Source organism: Nocardiopsis sp. NPDC058789 (assembly GCF_042745575.1).
Taxonomy (GTDB): Bacteria; Actinomycetota; Actinomycetes; order Streptosporangiales; family Streptosporangiaceae; genus Nocardiopsis; species Nocardiopsis eucommiae.
This window is the reverse complement of the sequence record NZ_JBHYOW010000022.1, coordinates 24,781-37,829: the sequence shown is the minus strand read 5'-3', so window position 1 is coordinate 37,829 and position 13,049 is coordinate 24,781. Positions and strand designations below refer to the sequence as shown.

General features: G+C 68.9%; 11 protein-coding genes. 9 read left to right on the top strand and 2 right to left on the bottom strand.

The features are described 5' to 3' along the window. The first annotated feature begins 519 nt into the window (after positions 1 to 519). The 5 genes from ACFW3L_RS24045 to ACFW3L_RS24025 all read left to right on the top strand — a co-directional run bounded on the left by ACFW3L_RS24045 (position 520) and on the right by ACFW3L_RS24025 (position 6,702). Positions 520 to 1,179: a DUF1524 domain-containing protein gene (locus tag ACFW3L_RS24045; RefSeq protein WP_378746336.1), complete on the top strand. Its 660-nt coding sequence runs from the start codon at positions 520 to 522 to the stop codon at positions 1,177 to 1,179. A 213-nt stretch (positions 1,180 to 1,392) separates the two neighbouring features. Beyond that, entirely contained in the window at positions 1,393 to 3,855 is a 2,463-nt protein-coding gene (locus tag ACFW3L_RS24040) for an ATP-binding protein (protein WP_378746332.1), read from the top strand. A 191-nt stretch (positions 3,856 to 4,046) separates the two neighbouring features. Then, complete coding sequence (locus tag ACFW3L_RS24035) at positions 4,047 to 5,114, top strand: hypothetical protein (RefSeq protein WP_378746327.1); 1,068 nt, start codon at positions 4,047 to 4,049, stop codon at positions 5,112 to 5,114. Between the two features lie 169 nt (positions 5,115 to 5,283). Then, on the top strand, positions 5,284 to 5,928 hold the full coding sequence (locus tag ACFW3L_RS24030; protein WP_378746325.1) for a hypothetical protein: 645 nt from the start codon (positions 5,284 to 5,286) through the stop codon (positions 5,926 to 5,928). Beyond that, positions 5,929 to 6,702, top strand: coding sequence for a CPBP family intramembrane glutamic endopeptidase (locus ACFW3L_RS24025; RefSeq protein WP_378746318.1), 774 nt, complete (start codon positions 5,929 to 5,931; stop codon positions 6,700 to 6,702). On the opposite strand, the gene ACFW3L_RS24020 is transcribed toward ACFW3L_RS24025, so the two are convergent. Then, complete coding sequence (locus ACFW3L_RS24020) at positions 6,672 to 7,796, bottom strand: DUF418 domain-containing protein (protein ID WP_378746313.1); 1,125 nt, start codon at positions 7,794 to 7,796, stop codon at positions 6,672 to 6,674. The genes ACFW3L_RS24025 and ACFW3L_RS24020 overlap by 31 nt on opposite strands. A 199-nt stretch (positions 7,797 to 7,995) precedes the next feature. Here ACFW3L_RS24020 and ACFW3L_RS24015 point away from each other — a divergent pair, with 199 nt between their 5' ends. From ACFW3L_RS24015 to ACFW3L_RS24005, 3 genes are all read left to right on the top strand, one after another. Beyond that, a complete protein-coding gene (locus ACFW3L_RS24015) occupies positions 7,996 to 8,604 on the top strand; it encodes a hypothetical protein (RefSeq protein ID WP_378746309.1) in 609 nt (202 codons plus the stop codon). 778 nt (positions 8,605 to 9,382) lie between these two features. Next, a complete protein-coding gene (locus tag ACFW3L_RS24010; RefSeq protein ID WP_378746305.1) occupies positions 9,383 to 10,969 on the top strand; it encodes a hypothetical protein in 1,587 nt (528 codons plus the stop codon). 70 nt (positions 10,970 to 11,039) lie between these two features. After that, on the top strand, positions 11,040 to 11,243 hold the full coding sequence (locus tag ACFW3L_RS24005) for a hypothetical protein (RefSeq protein WP_378746301.1): 204 nt from the start codon (positions 11,040 to 11,042) through the stop codon (positions 11,241 to 11,243). A 112-nt stretch (positions 11,244 to 11,355) separates the two neighbouring features. Here ACFW3L_RS24005 and ACFW3L_RS24000 read toward each other — a convergent pair whose 3' ends face one another. Continuing rightward, a complete protein-coding gene (locus tag ACFW3L_RS24000; RefSeq protein ID WP_378746297.1) occupies positions 11,356 to 11,637 on the bottom strand; it encodes a hypothetical protein in 282 nt (93 codons plus the stop codon). Between the two features lie 147 nt (positions 11,638 to 11,784). Here ACFW3L_RS24000 and ACFW3L_RS23995 point away from each other — a divergent pair, with 147 nt between their 5' ends. After that, a complete protein-coding gene (locus tag ACFW3L_RS23995; RefSeq protein ID WP_378746500.1) occupies positions 11,785 to 12,576 on the top strand; it encodes a MerR family transcriptional regulator in 792 nt (263 codons plus the stop codon). Positions 12,577 to 13,049: the final 473 nt, after the last annotated feature.

Below are 13,049 nucleotides of genomic sequence, written 5' to 3'. Positions count from 1 at the left end.
GGCGGGGGTGCTCCTCTCGGCTTGGGGTCCTTCGTACGACATGTGAACCTAACAAACCGCGATTTCACGAATGAGATCGACTTCTTCTCGCCGTGTTTACACGTTCACTATCTGGGTATCACTGGTCTACTATATAGGCGGAAACCGGGAAGTCCGAGAGATCTGCTTTCGTGTTCTGATTCGCCGGTTCGCCTTTCTTCGGGTGCTCACCTGCGCGAGGCCCCTCCCGGTCCGCGTCCTCAGGGTCGCCCCATCTGGATTCCTCGTCGTCGCAGCTCATCGCGGTGCACGCGGAATCGTTCAACCCTGTGCTCGCCCGGAGGGTCGGGTTTCTGTGATCTATTTCACCAGCACTTGGCGCAGGGCTCGGTGCAATGAAACACGGCCGCGTCCTCTTCGTTATTCCCGAGTGACCTTCGATTCACTCGGAATTCTCGTGTGGGGGCTGGCGTGTCAGCTTTCGTTACCGCACAGTAGTGGGGTCCGGATTTCCTCGACCCGCTCAAGAGGAGAAACACAGTGCCCCCCTTCCCCCGTGTGCTCGCACGCACCGCGGCCAGCGTCTCCGCCGCCGCCGTGGCCATGGTCCTCGTCTGGGCCGCCCCCGCCGCGGCCGACCACACCCTGCCCCCGAACATCCCCAGCGATTCCGAGGCCCAGACGCAGCTGGGCTCGCTCACCGTCGCCCCCAAGGGCCCGCAGACCGGCTACGACCGAAGCCTCTTCCCGCACTGGAACGTGGTCGACAGTCCCTGCACCGCCCGCCAGGTCGTGCTCCAGCGCGACGGCCACGACGTGGTCACCGACTCCAACTGCCAGCCCACCTCGGGCAGCTGGTGGAGCGCGTTCGACGACGAGTGGGTCTACGACGTCCCCGGTGACATCAGCGTCGACCACCTGGTCCCGCTCAGCGAGGCCTGGAAGACCGGCGCCGCCGACTGGTCCACCAGCCAGCGCGCCGACTTCGCCAACGACGTCACCAGCTCCCAGCTGTGGCTGGCCACCCCCTCCAGCAACGGTGCCAAGGGTGACAAGGACCCGTCCGAGTGGATGCCGGACAACACGTCCGTCCACTGCGACTACGTGAAGTCCTGGATCAACGTGAAGCACGTCTACGACCTCACGATCACGTCCTCGGAGGAGTCCACCCTCCAGAGCACCCTCGACACCGCCTGCTAGCCGTCACGGCGGTCGACCTCCACGGAGGCGGTGGAGAGTGACGCGGTCCGGCTCCCGACGGGGGCCGGACCGCGCCCGTGTTCCCGGTGGCGCGGTGTTTCCGGTTTCTGGCACACCGACGTCTCGGCTTCTCACCCCCCGGCCTGATGCAGCACTATGGGTGATGGCTACGGGGCGGAACCCGCCAGCGCCGTCACGAGGAAGGGCTAGCAGATGACCGGTACCAGGGGCACCCGGGGCGCGACCCGTCTCGCGGTTCGCTACTTCGACGACCGAGTGCTCTTCAGCGACAACGAGGCCTGGGCCTACTTCCGGCTCCCCACGGTGTCCTACGAGTTCACGACCCCCGAGGAACGCCAGGCGCTGGCCACCAACATCACCATCGCCCTCGCCGCGATCCGGATGAACGACGCCGAGGTGCACCTGCGCGTCGCCCACCGCACCTACCCGGCGGCCCAGTGGGCCACCCGCCTGGACGAGACCGCCGACGCCGGGCCCGGCTGGTACGACTACCTCGAAGAGATGTACCGGCACGTGTGGGCCAAGGACTTCTGGACCAAGGAGGTCTACCTCGGTGTGCGCCTGGGGCTGCGCAACGCCGGTGCGGGGCTGGGCCTGTTCTCCCAGGTCTTCGGTGCCTACCAGCGCACCGAGCAGGTCCTGGGGATCAACGACGACGCGATCGACGACAAGGAGATCGCCCGCTGGACCGACCAGGCCGAGCGTCTGGGCCGCGCGTTGGCCGCCAGTTCCCTGCACGCCCGGCACGCCACGTCCGACGAGATCGCCTGGCTGATCCGGCACGCGGTCAGCGGCACCGCCGAGGAGATCCACCCCTCGGCCACGGGCCGCCGAACCTGGGGCCGGGGCGAGATCGAGCAGCTCGTGGACGGGGTCATCCACAACGGCCGCTCCACGCTCCGACTGGAGCAGCCCGCGGGCTCCACCCACGTGGCGTTCCTGTCGTTCGCCCGCTTCCCGGACCTCATGCCCTTCCCCGACGGAGAACCGTGGCTGCACCACGCGGACGCGCTGCCGTTCCCCGTGGAGATCTCGCTGCGGATGAAGCTCATCCCGCCCGCGAAGGCCTCCAAGGACGTCGGCCGCAAGCTCGCGCACGCCCGCGACATGGACGCCCACATCCGCGAGGCCGGGGTGGAGGCGCCCATCGCGCTGGCCGAGCAGATCGACGCCGCCCGCATGCTGGAGCACGGCATCACCAAGGAGCGGCTGCCGTTCGTCTACGGATGGCACCGGCTCATGGTGTCCGCGCCCACCGAGCGCCTCCTGGGCCAGCACGTCGAGGCGGTCGTGGAGCACTACCGCGACATCGGCATCGACGTCATCAACTCCACCGGCGACCAGTTCTCCCTCTTCAACGAGTCGCTGCCCGGCGACCGCATCCGGCTCAACGCCTACGCCCAGCGCCAGCCGCTGCGCACCATCGCGGGCGGCATGCCCACCGCCACCGTGGAGGTCGGTGACCGCACGGACCACCAGGGCGGCGGCTGGGTCGGACCCTACGTGGGGGAGACCATCGGCCGGGCCCGCTCCATCGTGCACTTCGATCCCATGGTCGCCGCGGCCCGCAACCGTCCCACCGCCATCGCCATCACCGGCGAGCCCGGCGGCGGCAAGACCACCCTCGCGCTGCTGATGATCTACCAACTGGCCCTGCGCGGGGTCACCGTCGCCGCCATCGACCCCAAGGGCGACGCGGAGTCGCTCGTGGAACTGCTCAAGCACCGGGGACGCAAGGCGCGCATCATGTCGCTCGGGTCGGCCCAGCCCGGTCTGCTCGACCCCTTCGCCTTCGGGGACGACCTCGCCGCCAAGAAGACCATGGCCACCGAGACGCTGCGGCTCCTGCTGCCCCGCATGAGCGAGGAGCGCGAGTCCGCCATGATCCAGGCGGTCGCCACCGTCGCCAACCAGCCCCAGCCGTCCCTCGCGAAGGTGGTCGACCACCTCGTCTCCGCCGAGGACGCCGCCTCCCGGAACCTGGGCGCGGTGCTGGGCTCCATGGCGGAGATGCGGCTGGCGTCGCTGTGCTTCGACCCGCAGGGGGAGGCGCGCATCGACACCGAGGGCTGGACCACCGTGTTCACCCTGGGCGGTCTCACCCTCCCCGACTCCGGGGTCAACCGCGACGACTACTCCTACGAGCAGCGCCTGTCCGTCGCGCTCCTCTACCTCGTGTCCCAGTTCGCCCGGCGCCTGATGAACGGTCTGGACCGGCGCCTGCCCAAGGCGATCTTCCTCGACGAGGCGTGGGCGGTCACCTCCACTCCCGAGGGGGCCAAGCTCGTCCCCGAGGTCTCCAGGATGGGCCGCTCGCGCAACACCGCGCTCATCCTCGTCTCCCAGAACGCGGGGGACATGCTCAACGAGCAGGTCACCAACTGTCTCTCCTCGGTGTTCGCCTTCCGCTCCAGCGAGGCGCACGAGGTGGCCGACGTGATGGCGCTGCTCGGGGTGGACGTCAACGAGGACCACATGGCGGTGCTGCGCAACCTCGGCAACGGCGAGTGCCTCTTCCGCGACCTCGACGGCCGCTCCGGGCGGATCGGCGTGGACCTGGTCTCCGAGGGGCTGCTGCGCTGGCTGGACACCAACCCCACGCGGGAGCGGCCCGCCGGCGACCCGCTGGTGTCCGCTAACGGCCGCGAGCAGTAACACGCGTTCCGGGGCAGGTCAGCGGCGGCCACCACGGCCAGGGGCGGACATCGGATGACAAAGGGTGCGGGGAAGTCGGGTTCGGGCATGACGAGGATGGGGATCAAGGAGATTACCCCCAGCCCTCCGATACCGGCCCGCTGAACCCAGCCTCCCCGCACCCCCCGACCGACACTCACGAGGGACCGCCCATGAGTGAGGACGTCATCCGGCCGCGCCCCGTCGTCGACACCGCCCTGCCCGAGGAACTACGCGAGGACATCCTCCGAGAGGCCAGCGCCCCGGAGCCCGGACGCCCGCGCGAGGACGGGGAGACCGCCCCCGGCCGCGCCCTGCGCCTGCGCGAGGGCGCGGTCCAGCTGTTCGGGGTCGGCTTCACACTCGTCCTGGCCATGCTCACCGCCGGGTGGTACCTGGGCATGGTGATCGTCAGCATCGGCCTGATCGCCTACGTCGGGGCGCTGGCCGTGCGCAGGGAGGCCGACCCGATGGTGCGGGCCGTCGGCGGCGTGATCGGCGCGGGCGCCTTCGCGACCGCGCCCCTGTGGCTGTTCGACTTCCTCCCCCAGGACCCGCCCCTGGGGGTCCCCTGGCTGTTGTTCGGCCTCCTCGCGGGTCTGGTCACCGCGGACACCCTCACGGTCCGGGACCAGGAACCGACGGAGGAACGCCACCGGGACCGCGTCCTGCTGCCGGAGGACATCAGCGCCGCCGACCACGGCCTCCTCGTGGCGGTCCAGCAGACCATCGACAAGGTCACCGACGCCCGGGTGGAACTCGGCTCCTCCGACACCCTGGACACCGCGCGGAGCCTCGGCGTCCTGCGGGAACAGGAGTGGCGGATCGCGTCCCTGCTGGCGCGCCAGCGCGAACTGCGGCGGGAATACCTCCGCCGCTGGCAACGGGCGTCCTCACCCCGGGTACGGGAGGTCCTGCGGCCCCAGCGCGAGCACCTCGTCGCGGTCGAGGGGCACATCCGCGCCCGGGTGGACCAGATCGTCGAGTACGGGCGCCTGGTGGACGAGTCGGTCCTGGCCCACCGCGAGTGGGAACAGTGCCAGGAGGCCCTGGCCGCCATGGACGCCTACACGGACCTGAGAGCCGAGGCCTCCCTGATGTCCGCGCCCTCCCCGGAGGTCGCGGAGCTCACCGACACCGCCGAGGTCGCCCGCGGCGTGCGCGACGACAGCGTCGCCCGGGTCCGCGCCGCCACCACCGACCTCGTCGAGCTGCCCGAGCGCCAGGCGGGACCGAGGTAGACCCGGAACGGGCCCCGCGGGCTAGGCTGGTGCCCCCGTCTGCCCCCTGCGTCCCCCGCCCCCGTCCTCCCCGGCATCGGTGCCCGTGCGACGGGCGTCCACGCGTGTGCGGAGACAGCAGGGACGGCCGACCGGCGCGAACCATCCTCGGACTGCACGGGAACGACTCATGAGCGACACCAGAAGCGGCACCACCGAAACCGGCGAGGGCCGCACCGAAGAACCGCGTGTGGAGCGGACCGTCGCCTTCGTCGCGGACCCCGGAGCGACGACCTTCCTGCTGCGCGCGACCGTCGCCCGCCTGGTGGGAAGCCTGGGTGTCCAACGCGGACTGGTGGACCTGACCACGCTGCCCGGGGTCGCCGTCGCCCTGGCCCTCGAAGGGGAGGGCGTGCCCTACGACCTGCTCGACTTCGGTCAGCTGATCCCGGGCGAGGACCCGGACACCGAGCCCGTCCCGGTCCCCGGTGAGGACGTCACCATGGCGGAGGCCCCCCGGCTGCGCGAGGCCGCGGCCGGGACGGTCAGGGTCGAGTCCGACCGGATCGGTTCGCTCGACGCCAACCTCATGCTCATCCCGACCGTGCGTGAGGACGGGGCCCCGCAGGCCGAGTTCGGCATCGGGACCCTGCCGGGCCTCGTGCTCGACCAGGCCGAGCAGCTGGGGCTCCGCATCCTCGTGATGTGCCCGCCCGAACAGGGCGTGCGGCGGTACCAGGACGGTTCCTGGGTGCGTCAGATCATGCACGTGACCACCGAGCGGGAGGCCGCCGAGGCCAACCGCCAGTCCCGGGGCGAAGCGGAGAACGCCTAGGTGAGCGCGCCGAGTGTGAGCACCGGACGGTCGTCCTCCTGGTGGGCGATCACCGCCCAGTGCGCCGCCGGACTCGCCCTGTACGTCTCCACTTCGCTCTCCGTGGCGCTGCTCTCCGGCTCCGCGGTGCTCGGCGCGGTCGTCTCCGGACTGGTGATCCTGGGTGCCGTCGTGGTCTGGCGGCGCTGGCAGAACGGCACCTGGGCGCCGGGGCCCCTCTCCGCCCGCGCGCAGGACCCCGGGTTCTGGGGGCTGGTCCTCTTCGGCCTGGTGCTGTGCTTCTTCGGGGGCCAGGCATTGGCCCTCTGGCTCCACGCCCGGTACGGCTCCTCGGCCTTCGACTCCGTCCAGGGCGCCCAGAACGCGGTCCCGGTCCTCCTCCTGCTGTTCGCCATGATCGTGGCGGCCCCGGCGGGGGAGGAGGCGCTCATGCGCGGCCTGGTCCACCCGCTGCTCCGCCGCCGCTGGCCGGTGGTCGTCTCGGCCCTGGTCAGCTCGCTGGTCTTCGCCGCCCTGCACGGCAACCTGGTGCAGATCGCGGTGGCGCTGCCGCTGGGGGTGCTGCTGGCCTTCGTGTACGAGCACGTCAACCGGCTCTGGCCGGTCATCGTGCTGCACGCGCTGTTCAACCTCGCCTCGGCCCTGGTGCCGGTGCCCCTGATCGAGGTGCTGGCGACTCCCGCCGTGTTCTGCCCCGCGCTCGCAGGTGCGGCGGCCGTGCTGGTCGCGGTGCACCCGGGCCGTCAGCCGCGCGGGCTCCCGGCCACCAGCTGACGCAGCGACCGCTCGGCGGGCCCGCGCACCCCGTGGCGCTCCGCCACCGAGCAGAGCAGCACCGAGACCGACCAGACGACCACCGCGACCACCAGCTGCCAGGCCAGCGCCAACGAGTCGACCCCGCCCAGGCGCAGCGCTCCGGCCGTGCAGGCCATGAGCACGGTCTGCGCCAGGTAGGCCGACAGGGCACGCCGCCCGGTGGCCGTCAGCGCCCGTCCGAGGACACCCGTCCCGGCCGTGCGGTGGGAGGCGACCAGCGCGATCAGGGCCAGGCACGCGGCCCCCGCCAGGACCCCGGCCAGTCCCTGGTGCCAGGCGACGAGCACCCGGGCCGGGGCCCCGGTGCCACCCGATCCGGCCCAGAGCACCGGAGTGACCACGACCGGCACGACCAGCCCGACCAGAACCAGCGCGGCCAACCGTGGCCGGTACCGGCCAGGTCGCTCGATCGGCCCGCGCCCCGCCAGCCACGCGCCGAGCAGGACACTGGGCACCACCATGGAGGTCAGCGCCGTCGCCGGAGCCACGACGACCCACAGCGCCAGACTGGTCGCGACCCCGAGCAACCCCTCCTCGAACAGGAGCTGAGCGGCCGCACCGTACCCCCGGGTCAGGGCCGCCTCGGGCCCGGCCACCAGCAGGAACAGCGTGGAGAGCGCACAGACGACGGCCCCCAGCGCCAGCGCGACCCGCCAACGGTGTGCGGTGACGATCCCCGCGACCAGGATCGTGACGAGCCCGTAGACCCCCAGGATGTCCTGCGCGAAGACCAGGGCGTGCACCCCGCCGAACACCACCAGCCACATCCCCCGCCTGCGCAACAGCGCGACGGTCCGGCGCTCTGCCCCTCGCTGATCGAGCCCGGAGTCCAGCCCGGCCCGCACCGACCCGCGCGCCACCATGGCCAGCCCGAAACCGAGCAGCAGCGAGAAAAGCGGATAGACACGTGCGTCCACCAGGAGAAACAGCAGTGTGGAGGAGACCCGCTCAACATGCGCCGACGACCCGAGGTCCTGTGGGAACCAGTAATGGGTGTTGGCCACCGCGATGAGCAGCAGCATCGTCCCCCGCGCCAGATCCGGAACCAGCAACCGGGAAGCGGAGTGCGCCGTTGTACCAGGTACTGGACTTTCCGCCGATCCGTCAGTGCGCATGCCGGGAAACTAGCAGCAGGGGCATTCCCCGGAGCCACTGCTGGGCTTGGTCCGGGATTCCGGATTTCTGCGGGGTGCGGTAAAACAGAGGGTGTTTGACCCCTGTTTTGCGCTCGAATCCAAGGAGATCACCCCCGTGACCAGCATTAATACTTCTGTGCGGCTGGCCGCTGCGAGTGCGGTCTCCGTGCTCGCCCTGACCGCGTGCTCCTCTTCCGCTCAGGTGTACGACTACGGCGCGGCGTCGTACGAACCGTCGGAGAGTATCGAGTTCCGGCTTCCCGAAGAGGTCGTCGAGCAGGACGAGGACTACGCGCGGAGTCCGGTACTCGAATCGGTCCTCATCACCTCAGTAGAGGCCGAAGACCCCTCTCTGTGCGCGGTGGAGTATCAGTTCGAATATGTCGACGGCGGGTATGAGCGTCTCGTGGAAGCCGCCGAGCTCGCCGACAGAGAAGACGAGCCGCACAACTTCGCTTACTTTGCCCTCACTGGCAAGAAAGCGGGTGACTCCGACATGGCAGAAGACCAGACCTCATCCGTGGTCCAGACGAACTGTGCGGTCTCTCCTTCTGATGACGAGAGCACCGTGGATGTGATTTTCCCCCATATCCGTGAAGCTGGTGATACTGCTGAGTTCTTCGCTGAGTTCGACGTCGCGGTCATGCAGAGTGGCGAGCTGTACGTGCATGAAACCAAGGTTGGCGACTGGCAGATGGACAGTAACGGAAACTGGGTGAAGTAGTAGAGGCCTCTTCTCCTTTCGCGCGCCGCTTGTGCCGCCTTGAAGACCTGCCATTGCGGGGATCGGGTCGTGCGTGCTTGGTTCGGGGGCGCTCCCCTCGAAAGCAGGGGGACGGGCGGATCTTCGGTCTCGCTCCACGAGGCCCGAGCCGTTCCCGGTTGTCGGCGCTCTTCCTTGGGGCCTAGGTGATGACAGACTCGCGGAGCGGTGAAAGTGAACATCAAAAGGGAGGCCCTCATGTCCACTTTCTTTCTTGCTCTCTGAACTGTGGAAGCACTACACGATGGGATCGCTGAATCGAACACGCCATGGGTCCGTGGTGGCCTCGCTGAGTCGAGACGAGTGCAAGTGAAAGGAGTGGAACGTGGTGGATAAGCGGAGCCTGCCGGCTCCTGTGTTCAAGGGTCAAAGCGCCCGGAAATCCCGCGAGGGGCGGGGGCGAATTGCTGACATCGGCCAGCGGATCGGAGAGGCCAGCCAACTGCGCAGGGAGCGCAGGGAGTACGACCGCGACCTGAAGGCTGGGCGGAAACAGGCCCGACGCGACGCCGCCGGTCGCAATGGTGACCCGCGTGCCAGGCTCAGGCTCGAGGTGGAGCGTGAACGGCGGCGGTTCGTCCGATCCCTGCGCACGTCGGGTATTGCGGCAGAGGGGACGAATCCGAGCCAACAGCGCAGGGAACTCCGGAACCAGCACCAGACGTTCGTGGGCAGGATGGTGCGCCGGTGCATGGCCCCGTTCCGTCGCGTTGTCAGCGCGAAGAACATGCTCGGAATCATGGGTATGCGCGCTGCGATGTGGCTGCTCTCACCGAAGTTCCGGCCACATGTGGACAACTTCGCCGATCGGATGGTCGAGGCCATCCAGGCGGACCTCAGGGGACAGGGGCAGTACCAGGCCGTGAACCCCGGCGAAGGGCCGGGGAACGAGCGTCGTGAAGCCGAGCGTGGCATGGGGAACGCTCGGGGGCGTGCGGGCACGGACACCGCAGGGGTCGGCCAGCACGGGGGCGGTGAGGTGGGAGGAGCCACGGGGTCCGGCCAATCTCGTGGAAGCAGGATCAGCCGGTTCCAGAACCTCCTGAGGGAGACCCTGGGGCGTGGACAGCGCACCCCCGAGCCGTTCACCGAGGACAGCGCCGCGCTGGCACGGGTGGGGATCACCCAGAACGCCTACGACGAGATGCGCAGACCCGGGGCCGACCGGAAGAAGGTCAGGGAGAACTATCAGAACGCCCTGAGCGCACTCGACGAACGGGTGAGCGCCAGTGGGCTGGACCGTGCCGCGGTGGACCGCAACATGCGCGTCGTCGTCGGCGAGCTGATGGAGCGGGACCCCGCGCAGGCGGCCGTCTTCGCCGAAGTGGGACACGGTCGGCTCGTCAAGTCCGCTCCGCAGACGGTGGTTGTCCCGGGCACCACCCAGACCAGGCAGCTCTGGAACGGCGACTACGTCGACGCGTACGGTGGTTCCGAGTCGTTCGACGGTTCGTTCGCACTGCGTGAGCCGATGAGTGCCAACGAGCACTGGTCCGAAGCCTCCAGGACCATGTACGGCGAACTCGCCAGCGCGAGGACGCCGGAGGAGTTCGGCGAGACCATGAGGCAGTACGTTATCGGGTCCGCCGCTCGTGAGTACCCGGAAATGGTCGGGATGACCGATGATCCCGAAGCCCACAGCCGGATGAACCGCTCCCGGGCGATGTTCTCCTCCATGAGGGATGACGGGCTCAGCGACCAGGACCAGAAGCTGGTGTACGCGGGCGCGCTCTCCGAAGCCACGAGGACCCTCGAGAACACGCACCCGGAGATGGTGGCGGAGTGGCGGCGGAGTCTGGGGCCCGAGTGGGAGCAGGAGACCCAGCGACTCATCGAGGAGTACCGGGACTTCGGTGAGAAGGCGGAGAGCGAACGAGAGCGGCAGCAGGACGAGCAGGCCCGGGCCTCGGCGGATCAGGAGGCCACCTCGGAGCAGGTGCTGGACAACGAGGCCGCCGCGGTGCCTGAATCGCGTGATCGGCCCGAGACCGTCAACGAGGTGCCGGTGCCCGAGCAGCGTGCGCCACGGGACGAGCACGAACGCGACGACTCTCCGGAGCCGTTCGCGGACAGCACCGAGAACCCCGGCCCGACGGACAACGCGGAGCCTGTAAGCGGTGCGGACCCGCGCGGCCTGGATCGGAGCTCGGAGGTGCCGGGACGCCAGGCCGTGGAACTGGGAGGCGGGCGACCGGATGCGACACAGCAGGCCTGGAGCGAGCGCCTGCGTGGCTTGGCCGCCACGGGTACGCAGGCCTGGTCGGCTGGCTCGGGTCAACAGGGACCGGGGATGGAATCGCCCCGGGACGATGGGCCCTCCCGGTAGAGACCCCGCACACCGCACCCCGGTGGCGGTGTGGTTCCGCATGGGGACAGTGACGACGGAAGGTGGAGAGATGGAAGAGCCGAAGGAACAGAAGGAATCCCTGGTGGACGCGCTCAACTTCAAGGGGCTGCTCGGCGTCGTGCCCGGTGAGGACGACGAGCGCTGGGCTGAGTTGCAGAAGCAGGCCGATGAGCGCATCGCTCGGGGCGGTGGCATCGGTTGGGACGCGAAGCGGTCCGCCGAGACCGACGGTTTTCCGGACCAGAAGAAGTGACACCCGCCTTCGGTGACCCCCGACCTGGAATCCGCTGAGGCAGGTGGGAATCCGTGAAGGGGGTGCGCGAGGGTGTTCCGATCGCGTACCCCCTTCGTGCGGAGGGAACTGCCTAGTTCCCGTCGAAAATGAAGAGGAGCAACAACAGGTGGGGGACGAGGATCGCGGCAATGGCCAGTAGCTGGCCTCCCCAGTCGATCCCCAGAGGCTCGTTGATCATCGTGATCAGACGGTCGAAGACGGGGCCCGCGACTTCCACCACTGGGTCGGTCAGGCCGGACTGGAACACCAGCCAGAACAGACCCCACAGCATCACCACGGCGAGGACCGCACCGACGAGACGACGCAGATTGAGCGAACGCCGACCGCGCGAGTTGGCTCCGTTCAGGGACATGGATTTCTCCTAGTTCGCGATCCGATGCGGACGCCACCCTATGGCCCTCTGTCTGTGAAGAACCAGAACTGTGGTCCTTCGTGCTGAGGGTCCGGATAACCTGAATTCATGGCGAAGTGTGGTGACCAGTCGATGAGTGCGGGCGCCATGGGAGAACACGCCATGACGGTGGGAGCGGTGGCCTCCCATGTCGGAGTCACCGTCCGCACACTGCACCACTGGGACGAGATCGGGTTGGCCGCACCGAGCGAGCGGAGCGCCGCCGGCTACCGGCTCTACACGACCGCGGACGTCGCGCGCATCCACCGGGTGCTGGTCTACCGGGAGCTCGGGGTCTCACTGGAGGAGACCGCTCAGCTGTTGGAGGCGGACGCCGAGAAGGCCACGGAGGCCCTGCTCCAGCAGCGCGACCGATTGCGTGAGCGCATCAGGAAGCTGGGCCGGATGGCGGATGCCCTGGACCGGATGGCCGGGGCCCGGCAGCAGGGGGTCCTTCTGACAGCAGAGGAACAGGTCGCCATCTTCGGTGCTGACTGGCGGCCCTCCTGGGCCGCCCAGGCCCGCGAGCGCTGGGGTGACACCCGACAGTGGGCGCAGTTCGCGGAACGCGCGGCGGAGCGGACCGCCGAGGACTGGCGACGGGTCGCGAAGGAGGTCACGGCTCTCAACGCCGATCTGGTCGAGGCAGTGCGGACCGGGATCGAGCCGGGAAGTGAGGAGGCGAACGACCTGGCCGAACGGCATCGAGGATCGATGGGCGTCTACTTCGACTGCACGCACTCCATGCAGGTCATCCTCGGCCAGACGAACGTGGCCGATGCGGGCTTCCGCGCGCACTACGACGGGCTCGCACCCGGTCTGGCGCTGTGGCTGCGTGACTCCATCGACGCCAACGCCCGATCCCATGGCATCGATCCGGAGAAGGCCGTGTGGGAGTGAGCCGGAGAGGGAGCGCCGCGGGGCGCGTCACACCACTGACAGGGTTCTGACTACCACCGATAGAGGTTTCATGTGAAGTGCGCCACATGGCCGCTTTCGGTCATGTGCTCCTCTCTTTCGCCTGCGCTCCCTCGTTGTGCCTGTGACCTTGGGAAATGCCCAGGGCCAGTGCGCGGATCCCCCTTTTTGGGTGGAACAGACATCCGCAAGGAGAGATTAACCCTGTCAAAATGAGAACTGCGGATACGCGCAGCGCAACTCACACCACGCAAGGCGATCCAGCCGTGTGGGCACGAGAGCGGAGAAGCAGACCCGTGAAGTTCGAGTTCACCCCACAAGCGGAGTGGGACTCACCCCCGAACATGATCCTGTCCCCCAGAGTGAACGGCCGAGAGCTCCCCCTCAGTGCTGGCCGCTTCGACCGGCGAGCGAGTCGAGACACGGGCGCGCGCGGCCTTCGACCGAGGGAACAC